The 24,981-nt window shown below is 67.7% G+C and carries 29 protein-coding genes; 14 read left to right on the top strand and 15 right to left on the bottom strand.

Features of this window, described 5'->3' with window-relative positions; all coding sequences use genetic code 11:
• Positions 1 to 440: 440 nt before the first annotated feature.
• The 6 genes from DGO_RS01545 to DGO_RS01520 all read left to right on the top strand — a co-directional run bounded on the left by DGO_RS01545 (position 441) and on the right by DGO_RS01520 (position 4,784).
• Positions 441 to 1,085, top strand: coding sequence for a response regulator transcription factor (locus tag DGO_RS01545; protein WP_014683715.1), 645 nt, complete (start codon positions 441 to 443; stop codon positions 1,083 to 1,085).
• 18 nt (positions 1,086 to 1,103) lie between these two features.
• On the top strand, positions 1,104 to 1,367 hold the full coding sequence (locus DGO_RS01540) for a hypothetical protein (protein ID WP_014683714.1): 264 nt from the start codon (positions 1,104 to 1,106) through the stop codon (positions 1,365 to 1,367).
• A gap of 259 nt (positions 1,368 to 1,626) precedes the next feature.
• Positions 1,627 to 2,511, top strand: a complete 885-nt coding sequence (locus DGO_RS01535; protein WP_014683713.1) for a c-type cytochrome — start codon at positions 1,627 to 1,629, stop codon at positions 2,509 to 2,511.
• A gap of 36 nt (positions 2,512 to 2,547) precedes the next feature.
• On the top strand, positions 2,548 to 3,210 hold the full coding sequence (locus DGO_RS01530) for a Rieske (2Fe-2S) protein (RefSeq protein ID WP_014683712.1): 663 nt from the start codon (positions 2,548 to 2,550) through the stop codon (positions 3,208 to 3,210).
• Positions 3,207 to 4,523 (top strand): cytochrome b, encoded by a 1,317-nt coding sequence (locus tag DGO_RS01525; RefSeq protein ID WP_014683711.1) that lies wholly within the window; start codon positions 3,207 to 3,209, stop codon positions 4,521 to 4,523. The genes DGO_RS01530 and DGO_RS01525 overlap by 4 nt, the downstream gene beginning before the upstream one ends.
• A 69-nt stretch (positions 4,524 to 4,592) precedes the next feature.
• The gene (locus DGO_RS01520) at positions 4,593 to 4,784 is read left to right on the top strand and encodes a hypothetical protein (RefSeq protein ID WP_014683710.1); all 192 of its coding nucleotides are present in this window, start codon (positions 4,593 to 4,595) and stop codon (positions 4,782 to 4,784) included.
• A 60-nt stretch (positions 4,785 to 4,844) separates the two neighbouring features.
• On the opposite strand, the gene DGO_RS01515 is transcribed toward DGO_RS01520, so the two are convergent.
• Positions 4,845 to 5,099, bottom strand: coding sequence for a hypothetical protein (locus tag DGO_RS01515; protein ID WP_014683709.1), 255 nt, complete (start codon positions 5,097 to 5,099; stop codon positions 4,845 to 4,847).
• Positions 5,100 to 5,204: 105 nt separating this feature from the next.
• Here DGO_RS01515 and DGO_RS01510 point away from each other — a divergent pair, with 105 nt between their 5' ends.
• The 7 genes from DGO_RS01510 to DGO_RS01480 all read left to right on the top strand — a co-directional run bounded on the left by DGO_RS01510 (position 5,205) and on the right by DGO_RS01480 (position 11,531).
• Entirely contained in the window at positions 5,205 to 5,627 is a 423-nt protein-coding gene (locus tag DGO_RS01510) for a HesB/IscA family protein (protein WP_014683708.1), read from the top strand.
• Positions 5,628 to 5,821: 194 nt separating this feature from the next.
• Entirely contained in the window at positions 5,822 to 7,591 is a 1,770-nt protein-coding gene (locus DGO_RS01505) for a peptide ABC transporter substrate-binding protein (protein ID WP_014683707.1), read from the top strand.
• A gap of 156 nt (positions 7,592 to 7,747) precedes the next feature.
• The gene (locus DGO_RS01500) at positions 7,748 to 8,743 is read left to right on the top strand and encodes an ABC transporter permease (RefSeq protein WP_014683706.1); all 996 of its coding nucleotides are present in this window, start codon (positions 7,748 to 7,750) and stop codon (positions 8,741 to 8,743) included.
• A gap of 13 nt (positions 8,744 to 8,756) precedes the next feature.
• Positions 8,757 to 9,686, top strand: a complete 930-nt coding sequence (locus DGO_RS01495) for an ABC transporter permease (protein WP_043800527.1) — start codon at positions 8,757 to 8,759, stop codon at positions 9,684 to 9,686.
• Positions 9,687 to 9,771: 85 nt separating this feature from the next.
• Positions 9,772 to 10,287, top strand: coding sequence for a crossover junction endodeoxyribonuclease RuvC (gene ruvC / locus DGO_RS01490; protein ID WP_043800525.1), 516 nt, complete (start codon positions 9,772 to 9,774; stop codon positions 10,285 to 10,287).
• 18 nt (positions 10,288 to 10,305) lie between these two features.
• On the top strand, positions 10,306 to 10,965 hold the full coding sequence (locus DGO_RS01485) for a PrsW family intramembrane metalloprotease (RefSeq protein ID WP_043800521.1): 660 nt from the start codon (positions 10,306 to 10,308) through the stop codon (positions 10,963 to 10,965).
• Positions 10,962 to 11,531, top strand: a complete 570-nt coding sequence (locus tag DGO_RS01480) for an HD domain-containing protein (RefSeq protein WP_050920641.1) — start codon at positions 10,962 to 10,964, stop codon at positions 11,529 to 11,531. The genes DGO_RS01485 and DGO_RS01480 overlap by 4 nt, the downstream gene beginning before the upstream one ends.
• Before the next feature lie 41 nt (positions 11,532 to 11,572).
• Here the strand turns inward: DGO_RS01480 and DGO_RS01475 are convergent, their stop codons facing one another.
• The 14 genes from DGO_RS01475 to argF all read right to left on the bottom strand — a co-directional run bounded on the left by DGO_RS01475 (position 11,573) and on the right by argF (position 23,766).
• Complete coding sequence (locus DGO_RS01475) at positions 11,573 to 12,241, bottom strand: V-type ATP synthase subunit D (RefSeq protein WP_014683701.1); 669 nt, start codon at positions 12,239 to 12,241, stop codon at positions 11,573 to 11,575.
• Between the two features lie 76 nt (positions 12,242 to 12,317).
• Positions 12,318 to 13,736: a V-type ATP synthase subunit B gene (locus tag DGO_RS01470; RefSeq protein WP_014683700.1), complete on the bottom strand. Its 1,419-nt coding sequence runs from the start codon at positions 13,734 to 13,736 to the stop codon at positions 12,318 to 12,320.
• Positions 13,733 to 15,481, bottom strand: coding sequence for a V-type ATP synthase subunit A (locus DGO_RS01465; protein ID WP_014683699.1), 1,749 nt, complete (start codon positions 15,479 to 15,481; stop codon positions 13,733 to 13,735). Before DGO_RS01465 ends, DGO_RS01470 begins: the two co-directional genes overlap by 4 nt.
• Positions 15,482 to 15,569: 88 nt before the next feature.
• Positions 15,570 to 15,917, bottom strand: coding sequence for a V-type ATP synthase subunit F (locus tag DGO_RS01460; protein ID WP_014683698.1), 348 nt, complete (start codon positions 15,915 to 15,917; stop codon positions 15,570 to 15,572).
• Positions 15,914 to 16,891 (bottom strand): V0D/AC39 family V-type ATPase subunit, encoded by a 978-nt coding sequence (locus DGO_RS01455; protein WP_014683697.1) that lies wholly within the window; start codon positions 16,889 to 16,891, stop codon positions 15,914 to 15,916. Before DGO_RS01455 ends, DGO_RS01460 begins: the two co-directional genes overlap by 4 nt.
• 9 nt (positions 16,892 to 16,900) lie before the next feature.
• The gene (locus tag DGO_RS01450) at positions 16,901 to 17,458 is read right to left on the bottom strand and encodes a V-type ATP synthase subunit E (protein ID WP_014683696.1); all 558 of its coding nucleotides are present in this window, start codon (positions 17,456 to 17,458) and stop codon (positions 16,901 to 16,903) included.
• A gap of 1 nt (position 17,459) precedes the next feature.
• Positions 17,460 to 17,774 carry an ATP synthase subunit K gene (locus DGO_RS01445; protein WP_014683695.1) on the bottom strand — a complete coding sequence of 105 codons (315 nt, stop codon included), beginning with the start codon at positions 17,772 to 17,774 and terminating at the stop codon, positions 17,460 to 17,462.
• 17 nt (positions 17,775 to 17,791) lie between these two features.
• The gene (locus DGO_RS01440) at positions 17,792 to 19,855 is read right to left on the bottom strand and encodes a V-type ATP synthase subunit I (RefSeq protein WP_014683694.1); all 2,064 of its coding nucleotides are present in this window, start codon (positions 19,853 to 19,855) and stop codon (positions 17,792 to 17,794) included.
• Positions 19,852 to 20,148: a V-type ATPase subunit subunit G family protein gene (locus DGO_RS01435; RefSeq protein WP_264371035.1), complete on the bottom strand. Its 297-nt coding sequence runs from the start codon at positions 20,146 to 20,148 to the stop codon at positions 19,852 to 19,854. Before DGO_RS01435 ends, DGO_RS01440 begins: the two co-directional genes overlap by 4 nt.
• Positions 20,149 to 20,393: 245 nt before the next feature.
• Positions 20,394 to 21,308 (bottom strand): N-acetyl-gamma-glutamyl-phosphate reductase, encoded by a 915-nt coding sequence (argC, locus tag DGO_RS01430; RefSeq protein WP_043800513.1) that lies wholly within the window; start codon positions 21,306 to 21,308, stop codon positions 20,394 to 20,396.
• Complete coding sequence (locus DGO_RS01425; RefSeq protein ID WP_014683691.1) at positions 21,305 to 21,814, bottom strand: DUF6882 domain-containing protein; 510 nt, start codon at positions 21,812 to 21,814, stop codon at positions 21,305 to 21,307. Before DGO_RS01425 ends, argC begins: the two co-directional genes overlap by 4 nt.
• A complete protein-coding gene (locus DGO_RS01420) occupies positions 21,804 to 22,325 on the bottom strand; it encodes an NUDIX hydrolase (RefSeq protein WP_014683690.1) in 522 nt (173 codons plus the stop codon). The genes DGO_RS01425 and DGO_RS01420 overlap by 11 nt, the downstream gene beginning before the upstream one ends.
• The gene (locus DGO_RS01415; RefSeq protein ID WP_014683689.1) at positions 22,322 to 22,843 is read right to left on the bottom strand and encodes a GNAT family N-acetyltransferase; all 522 of its coding nucleotides are present in this window, start codon (positions 22,841 to 22,843) and stop codon (positions 22,322 to 22,324) included. Before DGO_RS01415 ends, DGO_RS01420 begins: the two co-directional genes overlap by 4 nt.
• Entirely contained in the window at positions 22,843 to 23,766 is a 924-nt protein-coding gene (gene argF / locus DGO_RS01410) for an ornithine carbamoyltransferase (RefSeq protein ID WP_043800510.1), read from the bottom strand. The genes DGO_RS01415 and argF overlap by 1 nt, the downstream gene beginning before the upstream one ends.
• A gap of 267 nt (positions 23,767 to 24,033) precedes the next feature.
• On the opposite strand from argF, the gene DGO_RS01405 reads away from it, so the two are divergent.
• A complete protein-coding gene (locus DGO_RS01405; protein ID WP_014683687.1) occupies positions 24,034 to 24,918 on the top strand; it encodes an EamA family transporter in 885 nt (294 codons plus the stop codon).
• Positions 24,919 to 24,981 lie beyond the last annotated feature (63 nt).

Here is a 24,981-nt window from a genome sequence, read left to right as displayed (position 1 = left end):
CGCGCGTGAGCAGCACATCCGGCTCTGAAGGTGACGGTGGGGCGAGTTGCCGAGTTTCCTCTCCCAAAAGTAGTTCGCCGTACCATGCGTTTTCGCCGCGCAACCTGCTTCTCTTCGGTCCTGGGACGCTCGGCAGAGGCAGATCAGGCGGATGATACAAGCATGAAGAAGGCAGGGTCAACCCTGAGAGCCCGTTAAAGCCCGGCTCCAGACGAGCTTTTCGGAGCAGATTCCCCTGTTTTTGAGGGCTGGGAACGGCAGAAAAGATGAGAAGCCCTAAGTTCATGAGCCCGATCTGACCGAAGTCACAATGCCGAAAGAGCCTCAGACCGGGCGTGGGGTGATGCCCGGCCAGCCGCGCTGTGGCGACGGACGGTCCGTGCCGGGGCAGTGGATGTTCCCCCACCGACGCCCGCGGCAAAGGGGGCTAGAGTGGCCCCATGATCCGTGTTCTGCTCGCCGACGACCACGCCCTGTTCCGTCAGGGCCTCCGCAGCCTGCTGGAATCCGAGGGCATGCGCGTCATCGGGGAGGCGGCCAACGGGCGGGAGGCCATCCGCTACGCGGCCGACACCCACCCGGACGTGATCCTGATGGACATCCAGATGCCGGAACTCGACGGAGTCAAGGCCACCCAGAGCATCCTGGAGATCAACCCGCAGGCCCGCGTCATCATGATCACGATGTACCGTCAGGACCGCTACGTATTTGAGGCGGTCAAGGCGGGCGCGCGCGGCTACATCCTCAAGGATGCCGACGCCACGACCCTGATCGACGCGATCACGCGGGTGGCCGGCGGGGAGGCCCTGCTCGACGCCGATATGGCCCAGAACGTCCTCGACGACTTCCGCGACAAGCGTGAGGAGCTGCCCAGCGAGAAGCACGCCGACCTCAACGAACGCGAGACGATGATCCTCAAGCTCCTGGCCCAGGGCTTTTCCAATCAGGACATCGCCCTGAGGCTGGACATCAGCGAGAAGACGGTGCGCAACCGCCTCTCGGAGATTTTCACCAAGTTGCAGCTCAACAACCGCACCCAGGCCGCCCTGTACGCCATCCGCGAGGGCATCGCCAACCTCGACTGAGGTGCGCCGAACTCCACCATGCCCAGATCCACTGCTCCGAACCCCGCCCGCCGCCCTGCCCAGCCCCGCGAGACCGAAACGACCTACCTCGCGGGTTGCGGACGCACCTGGGCCGTCGCCTCGGCCGAGGCCGACCTCGCCTACACCGATCAGGCCTTTCCCGAGTGCCCTGCCTGCCCCCACCGGGTCGAACCCGAGGGAGGACCGCCCTTCTGCACCCTTCGCCCGGTGAACACGGCCCACCCCTTCGCGGCCCTCGCCGGCCTGAAGCTGGGGGACTGAGCCGCACCGCAGTCACCCCTGAACAGGCCGGCAAAGGCCGCACACCACGGTCTCATGCGGGGACATTTAACCGCTCGGTCAGGGGCCATACTTAGCGGGTCGAGGTCTGTCTGGAAAAAGGCGTCTGGACGGCCAGGGAAGCGCGAAAGGTGCGTGCTATGCTTGACCGTATTACTGGGCCGCAGCTGCTTCCTTTTCCGGCACCGGAGCCGTTGCCGAAACGGGACATCAGGCCACTTCACACCGAGGGAGAAGGAAAGTGGAAAGAAACGACGCTGTCATGCCCTGGGTCGCCATCGTCTGCGCGGCCATCATGTGGATCATTCTGCTGTTTCTCTTTAACAAGGAAACGGCCCCCGAGCCGGTGGCGGTCGACCCGGCCGTCGTGGCGAGCATCAGCAAGGATTACCCCACGCTGGGCAAACAGGTCTTTGAGCAGGGCGTCGCCTCTGCCGGGGCCATCGCCTGTGCGGGCTGCCACGGCCTTCAGGGTCAGGGCGGGGCCGGTCCCAAGCTCTCGGGCGACGAGAAGCTGCTCAAGGACCCCGTCTACATTCACAGCATCGTCGTGAAGGGCAAGGGCGGGATGCCCGCGTTCGGCGGCAAGCTCAGCGACCGGGAAATCTACGCGGTCGCCAACTATGTGCTGCACTCGTGGGGCAACAACATCGCCGAGCCGCTCACGCCCGCTCAGGTCGCCGAGGGCCAGAGCAAGGTCGATCCGGCCGTGCTCAAAAACCGCTCGCGCTTCGTGCCCGAGGACATTAAGCTGCCCGAAATCTTCCTGGCGACCTTCATCATGGTGCTGCTCTCGTACGGCCTGATCGGTCTGTACAGCGTGTGGGCCGAAGGCGTCGAGCTGCATCCCGGCATCCATAAGGTGCGCGCCACCCCGGTCGCGATGCTCTCGATGGTCATCACCCTGATCCTGAGCGTGGTGTTCAGCGTGCTGTTCGTACGCCAGATGATGGTCGACTACGCCGGCTGGGCCGCGCGCGAACCCGTGATGCCCAACGTGACCGCCGAAGGCTTCTACGCCGCGATGATCGTGCTGACGCTGGCCGCCGCCGTGGGCCTGTACAAGAAGTTCTTCATGGATGGCGAGGTGCTGGTCGAGGACGCCAGCGGCGAATTCCCCTGGTGAGCCAGGGCATTCCCCTTCCGGGGAGAGGTTAGACGCATGACCCGTTACAAGAGAGAAGATCCCGAAATCACGCGCCGCAAGTTCATCAACACTGCCCTCGGGGCGACGGCCGCCGTCGGCACGGTGAGCCTGGTCAGTGCGCTGGGCACCGCCAACCCGGTGTTCCGCCTGACCCGCGACAAGATGCCTCCCCTCAAGGGCGACATCCTGGTCCACGCCTCCGAGGACAAGGAAGGCCAGCCGGTCACGGTCGCCGAACTGGGCGAGAAGCTCGTGCGCGCATGGCCGCAGGGGAAAGACGCCCAGGGCCAGCCCCTGATCCGCAAGGGCGACCCCAACAACGTCCTGGCGCTCTACAAGTTCCCCAAGGGCCAGATCGTCGCGCCGACCAACATGGACGCGACCATCGACGGCGAAATCGTGGCCTACAGCGACATCTGCACGCACGCCGGCTGCTCGGTGGGCGACAACGACCAGCAGGTGGGCGAGATGAAGTGCCCCTGCCACTCGGGGCAGTACGACCCCAAGCGCGCGTGCATGGTGGTCGGTGGGCCGCCCCCTCGCCGCCTGGCGCAGTTGCCGATTCGGTTGGAAGGCAGCAATCTCGTGGTCGCTGACTTCTTCCTGGAAAACCCGTACCCATTCAACGAATCGGAGTGGGAAGCCCGCAAGAAAGCCGTGGAGGATCAACTCGGATGAACCAGTGGCTGGAGGAACGTCTGCACATCTCGCGCCTGAACGACAAGTTCCTGCGCAAAGCCTTCCCTGTTCACCACAGTTTTTTCCTGGGTGAAATCACGCTGTTCAGCCTGGTCATCCTGATCCTGACCGGCGTCATCCTGGCCCTCTCGTACGAGCCGAGCAACAGCCTGGTCACGAACTCGTTCGACCCCGGCACGGCGGCCAAGCCCAACCTGATCCCGGCGGCCTTCCACTCGGCTCTGAAGATCAACGCGATGCCCTTCGGGGACATGCTGCGCCGCATCCACCACTGGACGGCGAACATCATGGTGGCGGCGGCCGTCATCCACATGATGCGCATCTACTTCACAGGGGCGTTCAAGAAGCCGCGCGAGATCAACTGGTGGATCGGCATGATGCTGCTGATCTTCTCGGCCCTGACCGCCGTGACCGGCTACATCCTCCCCTACGACAACTACGCCTACAACACCGTGAAGGTCGTGTATGGCATCGTGGCCTCGATTCCCTGGGTGGGCCAGTGGGTCGCGCAGGCGGCGTTCGCGGGGGCCTTCCCCGGCGAGGGCATCATCCCGCGCATCTACGGCTACCACATCATGCTGCTGCCGGCCATCCTGATCGCGCTGACCGCTGCGCACATGGTCATCATGATCAAGCAGAAGCACACGCAGCCGCAGTACGCCAAGCGCATCGCCTACAAGAAGATCGTCGGCGTGCCGCTCATGACCCAGCAGACCCCCATCATGCTGCTGCTGGCGCTGGTGTTCGCGGGCATCATCGTGCTGTTCAGCGCGTTCATCCCCGTACACCCGGTCGAGTTCTTCGGGCCGCCCAGCACCACCCCGATCAACAACATCAAGCCTGACTGGTACCTGCTGTGGGTCTTCGGCCTGCTGGCGATCATCCCGAGCTTCGAGATCAACCTCTGGGGCGGGGCCATCGGCGCGGAGTTTGTGGGCGCCATCATCATGCCGACCATCGTGCTCGTGGCGATGTTCGCTGTGCCCATGCTTGACCGCGCGCGCGACAGCCAGTACTACGCCGAGAACCCCACCAACCATCCGGTGCGGCTGGCGGCGGGCGTGGCCTTCATGGCGATGCTGCTCGTGATGTCGGTGGCGGGCTACAAGCCCGAACTCATCAGCGCCAACATCCTCACGACCGCCAACTCCAACGCGATCCTGTGGATCCTGACCGTGGTTGTACCGGCGGTGTGCTACTTCGGCGTCCTGGGGATCGTCCGGGGTATCCGCACCCTGCGTGAAGCCGACGAGCGCGACCGCGCCCTGCACGCGGCGCACGCCGACGACTGAGCTTCACCCTCTCTCCTGCCCCGGCCACCGCGCCGGGGCTTTTCCTTTGGAGCGCATATCCTGAGCCGTATGGATGCCCTGGCCCGACTCCTGGCCCGTGAGGCCCGCGCCCTGGGTCTGGATGCCCGGGACACCCCACAGGAACCCGAAGCCCTGGTTGCCCTGGCCCGCCGGACCCTGGAAGAGCTCTACGCCCTGGGCCTGATCGAGGGTACGCCGGAGCCGGAATGCTGGGCGACACCCAGACGCCCAGAGCACTGATTCGCACAAAAGACGCGCCCCGGTCGATTGGACCGGGGCACGAAGATGGAAGAAGAAAGGTCAGGCCTGAACGCGGGGCGAGCGGGGCATGGGCACGGTATTTTCCTGGGCGTCCTGCTTCGCCCCGGCCGCATAACCCACCTGTGCGCCGAACTGCCACGCGAGACGAACCATGAACTGGATAGCGTCCTCGTCGCGGCGCTCGATCAGCAGCCGCAGGTGCTCGGGGAGGCCTTCGGGCAGGGGCATGGTCGAGAGCTGCTCCCCATATTCCGCGCGGAGCTGCTCGAACCACTCGGCATAAGGGTTCGTCATGCCCCTATCTTAACAGCACCACACTCAAGGAATGTAAGCCGCAAGTGAACTTCACTTTGCTTTACAGGCACTTTTTTATTCACCGAATGGTGTTACGCTTCACGCATGACCGCGACCATCCCGGCCCAGACCGGCGGCGACCTGCCGGCGCACAACATCACCATCAGCGAATTCGGGGCCATGAAAGCCCTGGCGATCCTGTCTCAGAGCGGTAAGGAAAATGCCGGCGTCCGCGTGTTCATCAAGAGCGGCGGCTGCAGCGGCTACCAGTACGGCATGGCCATCGACGACCGCGAACTCGACGGCGACACCATCGTGCACGACCGGGGCGTCAAGCTGCTGGTCGACCGCATGAGCCTCCCCCTGCTGCGCGGCAGCGAAGTGGATTTCGTCGAGAACATGATGGGCGGCGGCTTCACCGTCCATAACCCCAACGCGACCTCCTCGTGCGGCTGCGGCCACTCCTTCCGGACCGACGGCGCCCAGTCGCCCGACGGCGAGGGCAGCGGCGGCTGCGGAAGCCACTGACCCCCGTCTTCACCTGAACTGCCGTCAGCTCATCCGCTGACGGAAGAGCCGGAGCCTGCGCTGCTCCGGCTTTTTTCATCTGGACTCCACCTCTCTGGACAGACAATCGCTTGACATCGCTTTAGGGGGACTTAATACTGACCCCATCGCTACAGGTTAGGCGTTGGTATTGCTGTTTCTCCCGGAGGATTCCTATGAAGAAAGCCCTGGCATTGACCGCATTTCTGATCGGTACCGCACTCGCCGGCCCCGGCAACAACAGTCTCGTGATCGGCACTTCGCAGGAGCCGCCGAACATCTACGATCCCTGGAACACCAACAACCTCGCCATCACCAGTGAAATCAACAACTTCATGGGCGCGGGCCTGACCTATCTGGACAACGGCGGCAACGTACTCGCCGACATGGCGACCCAGGTGCCCACCCTCGCCAACGGCGGCTACAAGGAAGTCAAGGACGGCAGCGGCAAGGTCGTGCGCAACAGCCTGACCTACACCATCCGTCCCGACGCCAAGTGGAGCGACGGCACCGCCATCACGGTGGACGACTTCGAGTTCTGGCTCAAGGTGCGCAACGACGAGCGCGTGCCGGTGCCCGACCGCTACCCCTACGACGGGGCCAAGATCACGCGCGGGGCCAACAACCGCACCTTCACCATCACCTTCGAGCCGCCTTACCTGTTCGCGCAACAGGCCGGCGCGCCGGGTCTGGCTCCCGCCAAGAGCATGCAGGCCGCCTGGAGCGCTTTCGATACGGCCACCAAGGGCATGAAGCCCAGCGAGGCCCTGAACGACCAGTGGACCAAGTTCATCAGCCAGTTCACGACCTCGAACAACCTGCCCAAGGTGGTCGCCGGTCCCTTCAAGCCGACCACCTGGCGGCCCGGCAACAGCCTGACTATGACCCGCAACACGAACTACTGGCGCAAGCCCTCGGGCGGCGAAAGCAAGTACGTGCAGACCGTCACCTACCGCTTTATCCCGAACACCAACACCCTCAAGGTGAACGTGCTCTCGGGCCAGGTGGACGCGCTGGCGACCGTGGGCCTGACCTTCGACCAGGCGCTCGACATGCAGGGCCGTCAGGGCAACAAGTACACCACCTTCTTCGTGCCCGGCGCGGTGTGGGAGCACATCGACGTGAACACGCGCGGCCAGCGCTCCAAGGACCTGGACCTCGACGACGCCCGCGTGCGTCAGGCCCTGCTGCTCTCGATCAACCGCCCCGCCCTGGTGCAGGCGCTGTTCCAGGGCCGCCAGCCGGTGTCGAACACCTTCGTCAACCCGCTCTCGGCGGTCTACAACGCGGGCGTCACGACCTACGGCTTCGACGCCAACCGCGCCAAGTCGCTGTTCGCGGCGGCGGGCTGGCGCCCGGGCAGTGACGGCATCCTGGAGAAGGGCGGGAAGAAGATGATCCTGAACTTCGGCACGACCGCCGGCAACGCCGTGCGCGAGCGCGTGCAGCAGATCCTTCAGGCGCAGTGGAAGGCCGTGGGCGTGCAGGTCAACATCCAGAACTACCCTGCCAGCGTCTTTTTCGGCCCCGACTTCCTGAGCAAGGGCGAAAGCGGCAAGTGGGACCTCGCGATGTACGCGTGGACCTCCAACCCCATCTTCGAAAACGGCGACCTGTTCAAGGGTTCGGCCGTCCCGACCGCCGACAACGGCTACTCGGGCCAGAACAACTCCGGCTGGAGCAACGCCCAGTACAACACGCTGCAAAAAGCCTCGGAGTCGAACTTCAACGCGGCCTCGCGCAAGCAGCAGTTCGCGCAGATGCAGAACATCTGGGCCGCCAACCTGCCCTCGCTGCCGCTGTACTTCCGCAGCAACCCCTACACCCGCGTCAACGGACTGGTCAACTACGACTTCAGCGCCTACACGCTCTACCCGAGCTGGGACGCCTACCGCATCGGCTGGAGCACCAAGGGCGCCGTCGAGGCCCACAAGCAAGGGCAGTAAGGGCGCCAGGCGGTCACCCGGACCATCCGGCACCCGCCCACCGCCGTGGGGAGGAAGCCTTCAGTGGCTCTCCTCCCCTCCCTGTATCTGGGGCAGCCGGGCCACCCCGCCTCCCCCGCCCCCAAGGTTTCTGTTCGAGGTAAGGAGAAGACCCCTTTGGCCACCTACGCCCTGCGGCGCATCCTGCAACTGATTCCGTTGCTGCTGCTGATCACGGTCGTGATCTACGGCCTGACCGCCCTTCAACCGGGTGATCCGGTCGACCAGCTCGTGTTCGGCAACCCCCGCATCACACCCGAGGACATCGCCCGACTGCGCGAGGCCTACGGCGTGAACACCCCCTGGATCGAGCGCTACTGGACCTGGCTGCTGCACGCCCTGCGCGGCGACTTCGGGTACTCGCGCGACTTCAGCATTCCGGCCACGCAATTCATCTTTCAGCAGCGCCTGCCCAACACCCTGCTGCTCACCGTCCCGGCCCTGATCATCAGCACCCTGATCGCCATCCCGCTGGGCATCTACTCGGCGGTGCGGCAGTACAGCCTGCCCGACTACGTGCTGACCTTCCTGAGCTTCATCGCGTCGAGCGCGCCCGTGTTCTGGATCGGCGTGATGGCGCTCTACCTGTTCGCCGTGTGGCTGCCGCAGGCCACGAACGGGGTCGTGTCGTTGCCGCCCGGCGGCCTGGGCAGCGGCATCGGCCCGGAGGACGGGCTGTGGCCCTACTGGCTCGACCGCCTGAAGTACCTCGTCATGCCGGTCGCCATCCTGTCGCTGCGCGAGATCGCGGGCACGCTGCGCTACATGCGCGCCAGCTTCCTGGAGGTCATCAATCAGGACTACGTGCGCACGGCCAAGGCCAAGGGCCTGCCCAACCGCAGCGTGATCTACAAGCATGCGCTGCGCAACTCGCTCATTCCCATCGTGACCATCCTGGGCCTCTCGATTCCGGGGCTCTTCGGGGGCGCCGTGCTCACCGAGACCGTCTTCTCCTGGCCGGGGATCGGGCGCGCGCTGATCGACTCGCTCGTGTCCAAGGACTTCAACGTGGTCATGCTGTGCCTGCTCATGCTGGCCTTCCTGACCGTCATCTTCCAGCTCATCACCGACCTGATGTACGGGGTGGTCGACCCCCGCATCCGGTACTCGTAGGGAGGCCCCTGCCATGACGACCACCGCCGCGGCCCCCGCCGCTCCCAAGAGCTACTCGACCCTCCAGATCGCCCTGCGCAAACTGCGCCGCCACAAGGCCGCCATGGTCAGCCTCGCCTTCATCGTGCTGATGCTGCTGGTCGCCCTTCTGGCTCCCTTGATCGCGCCGCACGACCCCAACGCGCAGGACCTCGCGGGCGTCTACGGGCGGCCCAGCGCCAGCTACCCGCTGGGGCAGGACGACCTGGGCCGCGACCTGCTCTCGCGCCTGATCTACGGCAGCCGCGTGAGCCTGATGGTGGGCTTCGCGGTGGCCGTCGCCAGCACGCTGGTCGGCACCCTGATGGGCCTGCTGGCAGGCTTTTTCGGTGGGCGCACCGACAGCCTCATCAGCCGCTTCATCGAGTTCATGCTCTGCCTGCCGGACATCCCGCTGCTGCTGGTCATCTCGGGCATCATCGCCAGCAGCGACAAGGCCTTCATCGTCAACCTGCGCCAGAACCTCGGGCCGTCGTCGAGCGTGGTCATCATCATCACCATCTTCGTGGTCTTCGGGTGGATGGGCACCGCGCGGCTGGTGCGCGGCGAGGTCCTGCGCCTGCGCAACCTGGAGTATGTGGACGCCGCCCGCGCGCTCGGGGCCAGCAACAACCGCGTGATGTGGCGTCACCTCGCCCCCAACCTGCTGGGGATCGTGGTGGTCAGCGCGACCTTCGCGGTGGGCGGGGCCATCCTGGGCGAGGCCGCGCTGAGTTTCCTGGGCTTCGGCATCCAGCCGCCGGTCTCCAGCTGGGGCAACATGCTCAGCAACGCGCAGGAAGTCGTGTTGCAGTACCCGTGGCTGCCCTTCTACCCGGGGCTGGCGATCCTGTTCACGGTGCTGGCCTTCAACTTCCTGGGCGACGGCCTGCGCGACGCCTTCGACCCCCGCGCCCGGCACTGACGCCTCCTCCGACGTCCAGCAGAGGCCGCCGCCATGCGCGCCTCTGCTTTCTTTTCGCCGGCGGACTTGCTCTAGAGTGACGGGCATGATCGTACTCGGCATTGACCCCGGACTGGCGAATCTCGGCCTGGGCCTGATCGAGGGAGACATCCGCAAGGCCCGGCACCTGCACCACGTCTGCCTGACCACCCAGAGCGCCTGGATCATGCCCCGGCGGCTGGCCTACCTGCACGAGGAGGTGACGCGCCTGCTGGGCGAATACCAGCCCGACGCGGTCGCCATCGAGGACCAGATCCTGCGCCGGCAGGCCGACGTGGCCTTCAAGGTGGGGCAGGCCTTCGGGGTGGTGCAGCTCGCCTGCGCGCAGGCGGGCGTACCGGTCCACAGCTACGGCCCCATGCAGGTCAAGCAGGCGGTGGTGGGCACGGGCCGCGCCGACAAGGAACAGGTGATCTACATGGTCAAGGCGACCCTGGGCGTGCGCGAGCTGTTCAACAACCACGCGGCCGACGCCCTGGCGCTCGCGCTGACCCACCTCGCCCACGCGCCCATGCAGGGCCGGACGCTGGCGGGGGCCGCCGCCGGACGCCCGCGCGCCTGAGCCGGGCAGAGCGCCGCCATGCTGTCCTCGCTGCTGCTGTCGGTCCTGATCACCCTGGGCTGGCTGTGGTTCTTCGTCCGGCGCGACCGCCACCCCGAGCCGCCCCGGCTGCTGGTCCGGACCTTCGCCTGGGGCGCGTTCGCATGGCTGGTCTCGGCGGCCTTCGAGGCGAGCCTGGGCGGTCTGCTGCGCAGCGCCCTGCCGATGGCGATGGTCGTGGTCGCGCTGCTCACGGCCGTCATCGAGGAGAGCAGCAAGTTTCTGGCGGCCAGCACGGTCGTGGACGACGCCGCCTTCGACGAACCGATGGACGGTCTGGTGTACGCCGTGACGGCCGCGCTGGGCTTCGCTTTCGTCGAGAACGTCACCTACGCGCTGGAATTCGGGCTAAACGCCGCCGCGTGGCACATCCTGCTCACCACGCTGGCCCACGCCCTGTTCAGTGCTCCGCAGGGCTACGCGCTGGGCGGCCGGCACTGGCGCACCGGCCGCTGGTGGGCTGCGCGCGGGCTGCTGCTGAGCGCCGCGCTCCATTTCGTGTTCAACGGCCTGCTGGGCGGCGGAGCGGGCTGGCCGGTACTGCTGGCCCTGGCGGGGGTGGTCGCCCTGATGATGGTCCTGGCGGGCCGCTACTACCTGAGCTACGAGGCCCACGCCCGCGAGAAGGTGAGCGGATGACCGACCCCGCCGCGCTGCTGTCCGCCGCCGAGGCGTTCGCTCTCCCCTTCTACGGAGCGCCGGAACGGGCCTACCACAACACGGCACATGTGCGGCAGATGCTGGCGGCGCTGGCGACGCGGGGCGTCCTGACCCCGGCGCTCGCTCTGGCCGTCTGGGGCCACGACCTCGTCTACGACCCGCGCGCCGCCGACAACGAGGCCCGCAGCGCCGAGGTGTTCGGAGCGTGGCTGGCCGCTCAGGGGGCCGACCCCGCACTGCGGGAACAGGTCACTGCCCTGATCCTGGCGACCCGGCACACCGACCCGCCGCATACCTGTGAGGAAGCCTTACTGGTTGACGCCGACCTGAGCATCCTGGGGGCGAGCACCTCGGCCTTTGACGCCTACGATCGGGCCATCCGTCAGGAGTACGCCCATGTCCCCTGGCCCCTCTACCGTGAAGGCCGCCGCCGGGTGCTGGAAGGCTTTCTGGAGCGGGGCATCTTGTATCACACGCCAGAATTCGCTCTGCTGGACGTTCCCGCAAGGCTCAACCTGCGCCGGGCTCTCCAGAAGTTGCACTGAAAAACCGCCCCAGACCGGGGCGGCACGCAGGGCGCAGGGGTTCAGTCGGCGGCGCTGCCGTGACTGCCCGCCTGGGCATTCTGCTTTTCGTTGTCGGCCTCGAGCTTGGCCTTGATCTTCTTGAGGGTGAAGCTGGCCTCGCGCTCGCGCTGGTCCAGAACGCCGCGAATGAAGCGGATGTCGTCCTGGATGCCGGGGATCACGACCTGTTCCAGAGCGTTCACGCGCCGGGAGGTCTTCTTGATCTCCTCGCCGATACGCCGCAGCTTGGTCTCGGTGGCCGCGACCTTCACGATGGCCTCCAGCACGCCGCCGAAATCGGTGGCCGCCTGGATGGTCCGCGCGCCCACGTTGATGGGGCTGAAGTTCGACTGCTGACTGCGCTCGGGAATGCTGATCTTGGGCACCTTGACGCCGTAGAGGTTCTCGATCTGCATCTGGACGGCGTAATCGCCGGTCCCGGCGAGCGAGAGGCTCTCGACCGCTTCGGGGCTGTCCCAGGCCTTCGCGCCGAAGAGGCTGGTGTAGGCGCCCTTGCTGACGCCGGCCAGTTCCTCGCGGGCCGCGAGCGCGTCCTTGACCAGAGCGAAAAATTCGCCGATCAGGGCGTCACGCTTGCGCTTGAGCAGGTCGGCGCCGCCGGACGCGGTCTTGAGGCTGGCCTTGCTGGCGAGCAGCGCGCTGCGGGTGGGGCTGATCTGTTCTGCCATGTGTATTCACCTCCCTTTGTCGGTGAAGCTTAACGGGTGTGGCCTGCGCGCATGGCGGCCGGCCACACAGCCGCGTTCAGATACCGCTGTTGCGGCCGCCCTTCCACATCTCGTCAACCTTCTGGCCGTAGAACTTGTCGATGGAGTCCTTGGACAGACGGGTGAGCTGGCTCTGCGGCAGCTTGCTCAGGATGCCCCAGGCGACCGTGAGGCTGTCGTCGATGCTGCGGTCCTGGTCGCCCTGACCAATGAAGTAGTTCTCGAAATCGTCGGCGAACTTCAGGTACAGCTTGTCGGTGTCGGTCAGCGCGTCTTCACCCGTGATGGCCACGAGCTTGCGCAGGTCCAGGCCGTTGGCGTAGGCCGCGAACAGCTGGTCGGACACGTTCTTGTGGTCGGCGCGGGTCTTGCCCTTGCCGATGCCGTTGCCCTGAAGGCGCGAGAGGCTGGGCAGCGGGTTGATGGGCGGGAACACGCCCTTGGAGTTCAGGCCACGGTCCACCACGATCTGGCCTTCGGTGATGTAGCCGGTCAGGTCGGGGATGGGGTGGGTGATGTCGTCGTCGGGCATCGAGAGGATCGGAATCTGCGTGACCGAGCCGGGCTTGCCCTGCACCACGCCCGCGCGCTCGTACAGACCCGCGAGGTCGGTGTACATGTAACCGGGGAAGCCGCGGCGGCCCGGGATCTCCTCGCGCGCGCCGCCGATTTCACGCAGCGCCTCGCAGTAGTTCGTCAGGTCGGTGAGGATCACCAGCACGTGGTAGCCGTGCTCGAACGCCAGATACTCGGCGGTGGTGAGCGCCATGCGCGGGGTGAGCAGACGCTCGACCGCGGGATCGTCGGCCTTGTTCAGGAACAGGACCGAGCGGGCCAGCGCGCCGGTGCGCTCGAACTCCTGCGTGAAGAACGACACTTCGCGCTGGGTCAGGCCCATCGCCGCGAAGACCACCGCGAAGTCGCCCTCGTGGCCGGGCACCTTGGCCTGACGCGCGATCTGGGCGGCCAGTTCGTTGTGAGGCAGACCCGAGCCCGAGAAGATCGGGAGCTTCTGCCCACGGATCAGGCTAGTGTTCACGTCGATGGTCGAGATGCCGGTCTGGATGAACTCCTCGGGCTTGGCGCGCGCGGCGGGGTTCATCGGCTGGCCGTTGATCGAGAGGCGCTGCTCGGCGATGACCGCCGGCAGCCCGTCGATGGGGCGGCCCAGGCCGTCGAAGCGGCGGCCGATCATTTCCTTGCTCACGCCGAGGCGGGCCACGTCTTCGACGAGGCTCACCGAGGCGGTGGCGAGGTCCAGACCACGGGTCTCTTCGAACACCTGGATCACGGCGTTCTCGTCGGTCACGCTGATGACCTGACCGCCGCGGATCTTGCCGGTGCCGTCCTTGATGTTCACGATGGCGCCGTAGGCCAGGTCGCTGGCGGCGTTCACGAACAGCAGCGGCCCGGAGATGTAGGCGACGTCGTTGTATTCCTTCTGAAGCAGGGTCACGCTTTCACTCCCTTGAAGGTGCGGTCGAGTTCGTCCATCACGCCCTCGCCGTAGGCCATGAACTGGTCTTCGGGGGTGTAGCGCGCGCGGGCCAGCTTCTCGATGACCGGGTTCTGGATGATCTCGTCGATGGTCGCGCCGTTCTTGAGGGCCGCGTCGGCCTCGTCATAGAACTTCAGGAACATCTTCATGAGGCCGTAGTTCTTGGGCATGGAGGCCGAGGCGTCCACCGGGTCGAAGCCGTTCTGCTGGAGGAAGTCCTGGCGCAGCATGCGGCCCGTCTCGATGATGAGGCGCTCGTTGTCCTGCAGGGCGTCGGGGCCGACGAGCTGCACGACTTCCTGGAGCGAGGCTTCCTGCTGGAGGACATTGCCGATGCGCTGGCGCAGTTCGGGGAAGTCCTGGCCCACGTTCTCGCGGTACCACTTGTCGAGGATCGGCGTGAACAGGCTGTACGAGCCGTTCCAGTTGATCGCCGGGAAGTGGCGGCGACGGGCGAGGCCCGCGTCCAGACGCCAGAAGGCGCCCGTGATGCGCAGCGTGGCCTGGGTGACGGGCTCGGACATGTCGCCGCCGGCGGGCGACACCGCGCCGATCACGCTGACCGCGCCGTCTTCGCCGGCCAGGGTCTTGACGGCCCCGGCACGCTCGTAGAAGGCCGCGAGCTTGGCGCCCAGGTAGGGCGGGTAGCCTTCTTCGGCGGGCATCTCTTCGAGGCGCGAGGAGATTTCGCGCAGCGCCTCGGCCCAGCGGCTGGTGCTGTCGGCCATCAGCGATACGCTGTAGCCCTGGTCGCGGAAGTACTCGGCCAGGGTCACGCCCGTGTACACCGAGGCTTCACGCGCGGCCACCGGCATGTTCGAGGTGTTGGCGATCAGGATGGTGCGGTGCATCAGGGGGCCGCCGGTCTTGGGGTCTTCCAGTTCGGGGAATTCCACCAGCACGTCGGTCATCTCGTTGCCGCGCTCGCCGCAGCCCACGTACACCACGATGTCGGCGTTGCCGTACTTGGCGACCGACTGCTGCGTGACCGTCTTGCCCGAGCCGAAGGGACCGGGGATGGCCGCCGCGCCGCCCATGACCAGGGGGAACAGCACGTCCAGAATGCGCATCCCGGTGAGGAACGGCAGGCTGGGGTCGAGCTTCTTCTGCACGGGGCGGGGCGCACGCACGGGCCAGTAGTGGGCCAGGCGCAGCTCGCTGCCGTCTTCGAGGCGGGCGATGGTCTCGTCGATGTTGTACTCGCCCGCAGGCGCGACCCAGCTCAGCTTGCCGGCCTTGTCGGGGGGCGTCAGGATCTTGTGGGTGAAGCTGAATTCCGGCACGGTGCCCAGAATGCTGCTGCCCGTCACGCTGTCGCCGGCGCTCACGCTGGGCGTGAACGACCATTTCTTCTCACGGTCGAGGGAAGAGACCTCGATGCCGCGCGCGATGAAGTCGCCCGAAGCCTCGCGGATCTTGTCCAGCGGACGCTGGATGCCGTCGTAGATGCCGTTGAGCATGCCCGGCCCGAGTTCGACCGAGAGGGGCAGGCCGGTGGTCTCGACGGGTTCGCCGACCGTCAGGCCGGAGGTGTCTTCGTACACCTGCACGAAGGCGGTGTTGCCGTCCAGGCGGATGATCTCGCCCACGAGGCGCTCCTGGCCCACGCGCACGATGTCGTACATCTTCGCGCCGTACATGCCGTCGGCGATGACGGCGGGACCGGCGATGCTCTGCACGACGCCCTTTTGCTGTTGCGTCATTGAATGCTCCTTGGAAAGAGGTGGAGGCCGGGATTCTGGCGTGGAGAACCTAGTCTAAAGGCTCGCCGGCGCAGACTTCCCGACCACCTCACAGTTTGATGTCGAAACCGATGGTGTCGCGGACCAGCTTGCCCATATACGCCTTGGCGTCCACCGTGTCGGTGGAGAAGGCGTCACGCAGGCTGGGAATCGGCAGCAGGATCGGCAGGTCGCGCCCGCGCATGACGCGGGCCGTCGCCGTGACCGGGTCGGGAATCAGGCCGGTGTCCACGGCGATCAGGCCGTAGTTGCCGTTCTGAATGGCGCGTTCCAGGGCCGCGACCGCCGTTTCCGGCGTCGCCTCGAGCACCTCGGCGCCCGCGAGGCGGTAGCCGGTCGCCGTTTCGGCGTCGCTGAGCACGGCCACGCGCTGGCCCGCAGTGTTGGCGGCGGTCATGCCTGCACCTCCCGGCGCAGCCCCTCGGCGGGCAGGTTGTAGAACTTGCCGCGCCCGATGAGCCGCAGTTTGGCGATCTCGATTTCCTTGCGGCGCAGGAAGTCCAGGATCACGCCCACGCCCTCGGGGTCGCCCGCCGAGGCGTTGCGCGCGGCGTTGTCGAGCGCCACACGCGCCGCCCCTTCGGCTTCTTCCAGGCTGGGGGCCTCGAGAATCGCGGCGATGTCGCTCGACCCGCCCGCGTCCCCGCCGCTCAGGCGGCCGAAGCCCCCGGCGTTGAGGGTGCCGCCCGCGACGAAGAGGTTCGGGTCCAGCGCCTGGCCACGCGCACTGCGGGCGGTCAGGGCATTGGTCACGTCGATCTCGCGCGAGAGGTAGCGGCGCAGGCTGGTGTTGCGGGCCACGTTCAGCGCGTGGCGGTAGTAGCCCTGGTCCAGCGCGACCTCGAGGTCGAGCAGGCGGCTGCTGGCCGCGTAGGCGCTGGCCCCCGCGCGCATCGCCCCGGCCAGCGGATGCCCGCTCACCGCGATGGCGGCGGCGGCGCTGGGCAGGTCGGTGCTCTGCGCGGCGGTCTGGAGGGCAGCGGGCTTGATGGTGCCGCCGGGCACCAGGTTCTGCATGATGGCCTCGGCCCCGCGCCCGCTGATGATGCCGCGCGCGACGGTCTTGAGGTTCACGAGGTCCCAGCGCATCAGCAGCGCCTGAATTTCGCGCTTGGCGTCGCCGTCGGCGAAGTTCAGCACGCGCTGGCTGGTGGCGAAGAGGTTCTGCGACAGGGCGCGGTCGAGTTCGGGCAGACCCGCGCCCTCGGCGGTGGTCTCGCGCATCTGGGGCGCGAGTTCCGTTTCGGCGAGAACGCGCAGGAATTCCTGGTAGCTGCCCGCCGCGAGCGCCGCGTCAAGGGCGCGCCCGTCGAGCAGCTTGGTGCGCATGACACGCACGCGCGTATTGATGTAGGCGTAGTCGTCGGGCATCGCTAATCCTTACTCGGCCAGCATCCGGCTGATCTGAGGGGCGAGATCGGCCTTCACGCGCTCGAGCCGGCCGCCGAGCGTGTTGCTGATGCCGCTCTTGCCGCCGCGCGCGACCACACGGGCGCCGCCCTGGATGGCCGGGTTGGCGCGCACTTCGAGGTCGGTCACGATCTGGCGCGCCAGGTCCACGTCGGCCGGGTTCACCTCGACCGCTTCGGCACCGGGAATCGCTTCGCGGGCCTGTTCGATCAGGCGGGCCAGGATGTCGCGGTACTCGGGCGCGGCCGTCACGCCGCCGAGGTAGCCCTGCACGAGTTCGTAGACCTCGGCAGTGCCGGCCTCGCCCGCGCTCAGGCGCGAAGCGTTGGCCTCCAGGTCGGCGGCCGAGCGGGCGCGGACCATGCCGGCCTGCCGCTGCGCTTCCAGGGCACGTTCCCGGCTCTGGATCAGGCTGCGGGCCTGTTCGTGGGCCTGCGCCACGATCTGCTCGGCGCGGTCACGGGCCTCGGCGCGGATACGCTCGATTTCCGACTGCGCTTCGTTTTCGAGGAGCTTGTCGAGCGCCATATCAGTTCAGGATGAACAGCGCGAGGAAGCCGAAGATGACGAGCGTTTCGGGAATCAGGAAGTACAGCAGCAGCGAGCCGGCCTTGCTGGGGTCCTCGGCCACGGCGCCGACCAGCGAGGAGCCGATGCGGGCCTGGGCGATACCCGTGCCGACGGCGCCGAGGCCCAGCGCGAGGCCGGCGCCGATGGCGCGCAGACCACGGTACATGTCGTCGGGACCGCCGACGGTGTTGGCGGTGGCCGCTTCCTGGGCGAAGCCGACGGTGGCGAGGGCGAGAACGAAGGAGGCGAGGACGATCTTGGTGGCTTTGGTCATGGGAAGACTCCTGAAGATTATTTGACCTGCCCCGGCGCGGTGGCTGCGGGGCTGAGGCGGCGGAGGGGGGCGTAGCGGGGGCTGGTCTCGGTGTTGAACCCGGTGGGGTTCAGGAACTCGACCATGTGCAGACGCAGCGGCTGGACGATGTGCCCGATGAGGGTCAGCGCGAGCACGAAGAAGTGCAGCGCGGCGCCCAGCACGAGGCCGATGATGATGCCCAGGAACCCGATGCGTTCGTACATGCTCCAGCCCACGTCGCTGCACAGCTTGGCGAGGATGGCCGACACCAAGCCGACGGCGAAGATACGGGCGTAGCTCATGACGGCCCCGCCCTGCGAGAGCAGTTCGATGGGCAGCATGGGGAACTGCTTGATGACGCGGATGTACCCGACGATGAAGGCGATGAAGCCCGCATACATGACCAGCACGCGCGGGTCGGTCAGGTTGCCGAAGGCCCCGAAATCCTTGCCGGCGCGGGTGGCGAAGGCCATCATGACCAGCGCCAGCACGCCGCCGAACAGGGCGATGCCTTCCCACGTGTGGGTGGCGTCCTTGTGCTTGAGGCCCTGCTGGATGCGGATGCCCCAGCCCCACAGCACCTGGCCGATCCCGAACAGCAGCGCGAACACGAGGGCCACGTTGCTGAAGTAGTCGGTTTCCAGACGCGGGAACACGGTCGGGATCAGGCCGCTGTGCACTTCGCCGTGGGCCTCGGCACGGATGCCGGTCCAGCCCCACAGGTTGTTCACGATGTTGGGGTCGACGTAGAACAGGTGCAGGTGCTCGCCCAGCGTGCCGAACAGCTCGCCGGTCAGGACGCCCCACACGATGGACCAGGCGGCCATGACGATGGTCACGAAGCTCAGGTCCTTGAGGGTCGCGGGCGGCACGTACGCGCCGAAGAAGGACAGGTCCCAGCCCTCGTTGCGCTTGGCCTTGCCCGCCAGCCACAGGCCGAAGAGCAGGAACAGCAGGCCGTAGCCCACGTCCGCGATGATGATGCCGAAGAACAGCGGGAAGAACACCGCGATGACCCAGGTGGGATCGAAGGTGCCGTACTTGGGCAGGCTCATCAGGCCCATGACGACCTGGAAGGGCCGCACGTAGCTGTTGTTCTTGAGTTCGACCGGGATGGACAGGTCGTGGTGCTCGTCGACCGGGTGCAGCTCGTAGCTCACCGCGTCGCCGAAGCGGCCCAGCGCACCCTGGAGGGCCGGCACCGCGTCGCCGGGCACGTAACCCTGCATGGCGAGGCTGTACTTGCCCCGGGCCGACACGGCGCGCACGTCGTGCACCGCCACGCGGTCCTTCAGGGCGTCGCGCACGGCGTACAGGGCCGGGCCGTGCTCCTGCGCCAGCCGGTCACGGCGGGCATTGAGGTCGCGCTGCCGGGCCTCGCCGTTCTTGGAGACGGTCTCCATCTCGGCGGCGGCCTCGCCCAGCGTGAGGCGGTCAAAGCGTCCCGGCAGGCGCAGCTCGCCCAGACGCACGCGGCTCAGGGCCGCGCGGGCCGCGTCGCGCTCGCCGCGCAGCGTGACGATCACGCCGACGCGGTTGCCCCCCACGGCCTCGGTCGCCAGGGCGTAGCGCTCGGGGAGCACCTCGCGCAGGGCGGCTTCGAGGTCGGCGGGGTTGTCGGTCGCCTGCATCAGGAAGGGCACCAGCCCCAGGCGGCGGCTGCCGCTGAGGTTGCCCACCATGCGGGCCAGGGCGCGCACGGCGTCCCCGTAGGCCGACACGGCGTCCTGATCGGCCTGCCATTCCTGGCGCTCGCGGGCCAGGACCGACACCGGCTGCGCGGCCTCCTCCACGGCCCGTTCCCACTCGCCCTGGGCGGGCAGCGGGGCGGGGGCGGGGCGGTAGGTGCCCAGCTCGGCGATGGTGCTCTCGGCGCGGGCGAGCAGGCGCTCGTCCTCACGGCGATGCGCGGCGTCCTGACCGGCGAGGGTGCCGGTGTTCAGGGGTCCACCCACGATGGGCTTGAGGTGCAGTACCCCGGCGTCTTGCAGGGCCGCGATCACCGCTTCGCTGTCACGCTTGCGAACGGCGATCACGACCTGCTGCATGGGGTTAATCACGGCAGCACCGCCCGCAGGATGTGCTCGGCCGCCTGCTGCACCCGGCCAGAAGCCTTCTGACGGGTGCTCAGGCTCTCGGCCTCGGCCTGGGCGCGGGCCTCGTCGCGGATGCGCGAGGTCTCGGCCGTCAGGGCCTGTTCGTGGGCGGCCTGCATGGCCTGAACCTGCGCCTGGGCGCCCTGGAGAATGCGGGCCGCTTCCTGCTCGGCAGCGTCGACCGCACGGCGAGCTTCCTCGCGGGCCGCCTCAATCTGCGCGTCCAGCGCCGCTTCACGGCTGGCAAGTTCACTCAAGACTCGACTCGAAACGTCCAAATCCCTCCTCCTTTCCCTTCGTGGCCCATGACGCCCCACGCGAAGACCCCATCCGGGGATGAGGTGTGTATGGGGCACAGTGAGCATTCGGTGGCCCGACCAGTGTAATGGTTGCGTCAGACTCAGCTTGCATCGTAACACAGGCTTAATCCCTGCTTTGGAGGGCAAGCGTCCCGGATTTCAACTGGCCTTTATCTGACCGTGTCTTCCCTCCGCCGCCGACCCTACAGCCCGAGCATCAGCTCCAGGTTTTGCACCGCCGCGCCGCCCGCCCCCTTCCCCAGGTTGTCGAGCCGGGCCGCGAGCACCGCGCGCTCGCCGTCCTGCGCCGGGTACACGAACAGTTCGAGGGTGTTCGTGCCGTTCAGGGTCTGCGGGTCGAGGACGGCCGGGTTGTCGGCCTGGGCGTACACCCGGACGTGGCGCTGCCCGGCGTAGTGCTCCGCGAGGGCGGCGTGCAGCGCACCGGCCGTCACGTTCAGTTCGCCCAGGTGCAGCGGGATGGTGACGGTCATGCCCTGCGCCCAGGCCCCCACGTTGGGGGTGAAGATGGGGGTGCGGGTCAGGCCGCCGTAACGCATCGTCTCGGGGATGTGCTTGTGGTCCAGGGCCAGGCCGTAGCCCAGGAAGTCGCCGCGCATGGGATGGTCGAGGTCCTGCTCGTGGGCGTCCACGAGCGCCCGGCCGCCGCCCGTGTAGCCGCTGTGGCCCTGGATATGGACCGGGAAATTGGCCGGCAGCAGCCCGCGCGAGGTCAGGGGAGCGAGCAGCGCGATGGCGCCCGTGCTGTAGCAGCCGGGGTTGGCGACATGCCGCGCCTCACGGATGCGCGCGGGCTGATCGGCGTTCAGCTCGGGGAAGCCGAAGACCCATTCGGGATTGACGCGGTGGGCCGTGCTGGCGTCGAGCAGCCGAGCGGCCGGGTTGGTGGTCAGGGCGGCCGCCTCGCGCGCCGCGTCGTCGTGCAGGCACAGGATGGACACGTCGGCGGCGTTGAGGAGTTCGGCGCGGGCCTCCGGGTCCTTGCGCCACGCGGGGTCGATGCTCAGGAGGTCGAGGTCGGTGCGGCCCTGGAGCCGCTGGCGGATTTGCAGACCGGTGGTCCCGGCCTCGCCGTCGATAAAGACTTTGGGGGTCATTGTCCATCCTCCTTGCCGGACCATTGGGTGTCCGGAATACCGCTGAGCTGTACGTCACTGAAGGTCATGAACACAAGTGTCGGCCCTGCCGGCCCCCGGTAGGCCCCCTGGGCGTCCGTCAGCTGGGCCGCCAGGGCAGTAAAGGCCCAGGCGTCGTCCTCCGTACAAGCGACCTTCCTCTTCTGGAGTCCTTGCAGGCCATGCTCCTGGGCGAAGGCCAGCACAGCGCGCGCCGCCTGGGCCACCGACTCCGGTACGGAAGGATGATCCCAGCCCCACAAGAAGGTGCCGCTGTCCGTGTCGTAGGTGCCGACCACCTGAACCCGCGTCACAGCCTGCATCCGCTCGCCCGTGAAGGTCAGCGTCCCGGCGCGCAGATCCGCGTTCCAGTCGGCTTGCCCCAGCCCCCAGGTGCCGTCGTGCGCGGCGGTCTTGAGCTGAAGCGCCTGCACCGCGCGCTCCGCCTCGGCTCCCTGACTCCCGAACCACTCCAGATCAATCTCCATGTTCTTCTCCATAACACCGCCGCACCAATTCGGCCAGATCGCCCTTGCTCGGCTCGCCGCCCGCGACGCGCGACAGAACCTGCCGGGGCCTGAGCCACTCGGCCCCGCTGAAGTCGGCCGGGTTGTAGGCCGGGGCGGCGTCGCTCCGGATCTCGTAGACGCGCATGAACGCACTCAGGCCCGTCCCGAAGGGCGAGAAGGCCGCGATCTCGCGCCAGGGCAGCGTGTCCACGTCCAGATTCAGCTCCTCCCGGGTTTCGCGCCGGAAGGCCGCCTCGTAGGTCTCCCCCGCCCCGACATGCCCGCCCACGCTCAGGTCGAGGCTGTCCGGGAACGTCTTCTTCGTCCGTGTGCGGCGAGGAATCCACAGTTCGCCGCGCGAGTTGACGAGAAAGGCGTTCACGACCCGCACCGGCAGGCGCTCGCGCCAGGCGCGGTCCCGCTCGACCCGGCCGATCACCCGGTCGTGTTCGTCCACGAGGTCGAGCCATTCCTGCAGTCCGCTGCTCATGGGGTCCATTCTGAACGCAGCAGGCCATAGCGGGCGTCGTCGGCCCATTCGTCCCGGTGCCAGCAGCTCCGGAGGGACGTGCCTTCGTGCCGGAAACCCAGGCGGGTCAGCAACCGGGCCACCGCCCCGTTGCGCGGGTCGGCGCTGGCCTGCAGGCGGTGCAGGCCCAGGTCGTCGAAGGCGTGGGCCATGACCGCCCGCAGCGCCTCGGCAGCGTAGCCCTGGCCCTGTGCCCAGGCCGCCAGGGTCACGCCCACTTCGGCCTGCTGCCGCCAGGAATCGGTGTTCAGGGCCACGTCACCTGCCAGACGCGCCCCGGCCCACACCCCGCGCTGCACCCAGCCGGGTGTGCCCAGCGGCGCGTCCGCGACCAGGGCCGCCGCAGCCTCCAGGGTCGCGGGCAGGGCCCAGCCCTGGTAACGGGCCACCTGCGGGTCGTTGCGGTAGGCCAGCACGGCAGGCAGGTCGGCGGGCGTCAGGGGACGCAGGCTCAGGCGGGGGGTGGTCAGGACGGTCATTACCAGCGCGGCTTCATGTCGCCCATCAGGTGATACAGCAGGGCCTTCTGGGCGTGCAGGCGGTTCTCGGCCTGATCGAAGACGCGGCTCTTGGCGTGCTCGGTCGCCTCGGGCACCGTCTCCTCGCCGTAGTGGGCGGGCAGGCAGTGCAGGAAGATGCCCCCAGGCGCGATGGTGTCGAGCATCCCGGGTGTCACCTGATAGCCCCGGAAGGCGCGGCGGCGGATGTCGGCCTCGGCCTCCTGCCCCATGCTGATCCACACGTCGGTGTACAGCACGTCCGCGCCCTCCACGGCGGCGAGGTCGTTGGTCAGGGTGATGTTCACGCCCGCCTTCACGGCGTCCATGAGCACGCCCGCGTTGGGTTCGTAGCCCACCGGGGTCACGACCGTCACGTCGGTGCCGGTCAGGATCCCCATGTGGATGTGGCTGTTGGCGAGGTTGTTGCCGTCACCGATGTACACCACCCGCTTACCGCGCAGGTCCTGCCCGAACTCCTGCTCGATGGTCTGGTAGTCCGCCAGCAGCTGCGCGGGGTGCAGCATGTCCGACAGGCCGTTGACGACCGGCACCGAGGCGTGCTCGGCCAGCTCGACCAGGGTCTGCTGGAGGTACACGCGGCCCATCACGCCGTCCACCCAGCGCTCGAGGTTGCGCGCCACGTCCGACACGCGCTCGCGGGTGCCCAGTCCGATCTCCTGGTTGGACAGCGTGATCGCGTGCCCGCCGAGCTGGTACATCCCCACGTCGAAGGTGGTGCGGGTGCGCAGCGAGGCCTTCTCGAACACCAGGGCCAGCGACAGCCCTGACAGCGGCTTGACCCCGCGCCACTCGCCCCGGCGCATACTGTGGGCCGTGTCCAGCACGGCGCGCAGCTCCTGGGCGTTCATGTCGAGGTTGCTCAGGAAATCGCGCCCCGCCATCACGGGAGTGGGCAGCGTCTCAGGGGTCAACAGGACGGGCGCGCTGGATTTAGTTGCAGCGGCCACACGGGTCTTGCTGGCCTTTTTGGGTGTCTGGGTGGCCGGAGCCGACTTCTTGGCGGGCGAGGCAGCCTTCGTCATAGAGAGAAATCATACAGCTTGAGCGCATAAAAGTGCATGGGGCGGGCTGTGGGCCGCGCGCTATGCTCGCCGGTGATGCGCGCCTCCCCGACCGACCTGCCCGCGCCCAGCCTGGGACACCTGCCCATGACGGCCCGCGCGCTGGGGCTGGCCCTGCTGATCACCTTCATCTGGGGCGTGAATTTCGTGGTGATCAAATGGGCGGTGGCGGGCGCGCCCCCCCTGCTGGTCGCCGCGCTGCGGTTCGCGGCGGCCGCCCTGCCGGCCGTGTTCTTCGTGCCGCGCCCGCGCGTGCCCGCCCGCATCCTGTGGGGCTACGGGGTGTCGGCAGGCGTGGTGCAGTTCGGGCTGCTGTACCTCGCCCTGGGCCTGGGCCTGAGCGCGGGGCTGGGCAGCCTGCTCATGCAGACCCAGGCCTTTTTTACGGCGCTGCTGGCGGCCCGGCTGCTGGGCGAGCGCGTCGCACCCTGGCAGGCGGCGGGCATGGCGCTGGCCTTCGGAGGCATGGGCCTGATCGGGCTGGAGTCGGGCGGCGACCTGCCCCTGGCCGGCCTGCTGCTCACGCTGGCCGCCGCCCTCGGCTGGGCGGTGAGCAACCTGCTCGTGCGGGCGTCGGGCAGCGCCAACACCTTTTCGCTGGTGGTCTGGAGCGCCCTGATTCCGCCCCTGCCCCTGACGCTGCTCGCGGGCCTCACGGAGGGCTGGGGGCCGGTCGTCCAGACACTGACGCACGGCGGCGCGGCGCTGTGGGGGGCCGTGGTGTTCATGGGGCTGGGCAACACGGTGCTGGGCTTCGGACTGTGGGCCCTGCTGATCCAGCGGCACGGGGCCTCGCGGGTCGCGCCGCTGTCGCTGCTCGTGCCGGTCTTCGGCATGGCCGCGAGCGCCCTGGCCTTCCACGAGGCCTTTCCGGCGGGCAAGCTGCTGGGCGCGGTGCTGGTGTTCGGGGGACTGCTGCTGCACGTCTTCGGGCGGCGGGTGTGGCGGGGGCAGGTCGCCGCGCAGGCCTAGCACCTCTGCGCCAAGGCGGATGGATGTAAAGGCAGCGCCGGCCAGGCCCCCTGTGCTTGCCGC

It is taken from the genome of Deinococcus gobiensis I-0 (assembly GCF_000252445.1).
GTDB classification, from domain to species: domain Bacteria; phylum Deinococcota; class Deinococci; order Deinococcales; family Deinococcaceae; genus Deinococcus; species Deinococcus gobiensis.
This window is presented reverse-complemented; position numbering and strand designations above follow the sequence as displayed.

Coding starts and splice junctions, on each gene's coding strand:
- argF (WP_043800510.1), bottom strand. CDS start 23,766: ATGGCGGGGCGCGATTTCCTGAGCAACCTCGACATGAACGCCCAGGAG.
- DGO_RS01425 (WP_014683691.1), bottom strand. CDS start 21,814: ATGGAGATTGATCTGGAGTGGTTCGGGAGTCAGGGAGCCGAGGCGGAG.
- DGO_RS01540 (WP_014683714.1), top strand. CDS start 1,104: ATGCCCAGATCCACTGCTCCGAACCCCGCCCGCCGCCCTGCCCAGCCC.
- DGO_RS01525 (WP_014683711.1), top strand. CDS start 3,207: ATGAACCAGTGGCTGGAGGAACGTCTGCACATCTCGCGCCTGAACGAC.
- DGO_RS01515 (WP_014683709.1), bottom strand. CDS start 5,099: ATGACGAACCCTTATGCCGAGTGGTTCGAGCAGCTCCGCGCGGAATAT.
- DGO_RS01460 (WP_014683698.1), bottom strand. CDS start 15,917: ATGACCGCCGCCAACACTGCGGGCCAGCGCGTGGCCGTGCTCAGCGAC.
- ruvC (WP_043800525.1), top strand. CDS start 9,772: ATGATCGTACTCGGCATTGACCCCGGACTGGCGAATCTCGGCCTGGGC.
- DGO_RS01510 (WP_014683708.1), top strand. CDS start 5,205: ATGACCGCGACCATCCCGGCCCAGACCGGCGGCGACCTGCCGGCGCAC.
- DGO_RS01455 (WP_014683697.1), bottom strand. CDS start 16,891: ATGCCCGACGACTACGCCTACATCAATACGCGCGTGCGTGTCATGCGC.
- DGO_RS01485 (WP_043800521.1), top strand. CDS start 10,306: ATGCTGTCCTCGCTGCTGCTGTCGGTCCTGATCACCCTGGGCTGGCTG.
- DGO_RS01530 (WP_014683712.1), top strand. CDS start 2,548: ATGACCCGTTACAAGAGAGAAGATCCCGAAATCACGCGCCGCAAGTTC.
- DGO_RS01505 (WP_014683707.1), top strand. CDS start 5,822: ATGAAGAAAGCCCTGGCATTGACCGCATTTCTGATCGGTACCGCACTC.
- DGO_RS01495 (WP_043800527.1), top strand. CDS start 8,757: ATGACGACCACCGCCGCGGCCCCCGCCGCTCCCAAGAGCTACTCGACC.
- DGO_RS01475 (WP_014683701.1), bottom strand. CDS start 12,241: ATGGCAGAACAGATCAGCCCCACCCGCAGCGCGCTGCTCGCCAGCAAG.
- DGO_RS01450 (WP_014683696.1), bottom strand. CDS start 17,458: ATGGCGCTCGACAAGCTCCTCGAAAACGAAGCGCAGTCGGAAATCGAG.
- DGO_RS01545 (WP_014683715.1), top strand. CDS start 441: ATGATCCGTGTTCTGCTCGCCGACGACCACGCCCTGTTCCGTCAGGGC.
- DGO_RS01520 (WP_014683710.1), top strand. CDS start 4,593: ATGGATGCCCTGGCCCGACTCCTGGCCCGTGAGGCCCGCGCCCTGGGT.
- DGO_RS01405 (WP_014683687.1), top strand. CDS start 24,034: ATGACGGCCCGCGCGCTGGGGCTGGCCCTGCTGATCACCTTCATCTGG.
- DGO_RS01445 (WP_014683695.1), bottom strand. CDS start 17,774: ATGACCAAAGCCACCAAGATCGTCCTCGCCTCCTTCGTTCTCGCCCTC.
- DGO_RS01480 (WP_050920641.1), top strand. CDS start 10,962: ATGACCGACCCCGCCGCGCTGCTGTCCGCCGCCGAGGCGTTCGCTCTC.
- DGO_RS01415 (WP_014683689.1), bottom strand. CDS start 22,843: ATGACCGTCCTGACCACCCCCCGCCTGAGCCTGCGTCCCCTGACGCCC.
- argC (WP_043800513.1), bottom strand. CDS start 21,308: ATGACCCCCAAAGTCTTTATCGACGGCGAGGCCGGGACCACCGGTCTG.
- DGO_RS01465 (WP_014683699.1), bottom strand. CDS start 15,481: ATGACGCAACAGCAAAAGGGCGTCGTGCAGAGCATCGCCGGTCCCGCC.
- DGO_RS01420 (WP_014683690.1), bottom strand. CDS start 22,325: ATGAGCAGCGGACTGCAGGAATGGCTCGACCTCGTGGACGAACACGAC.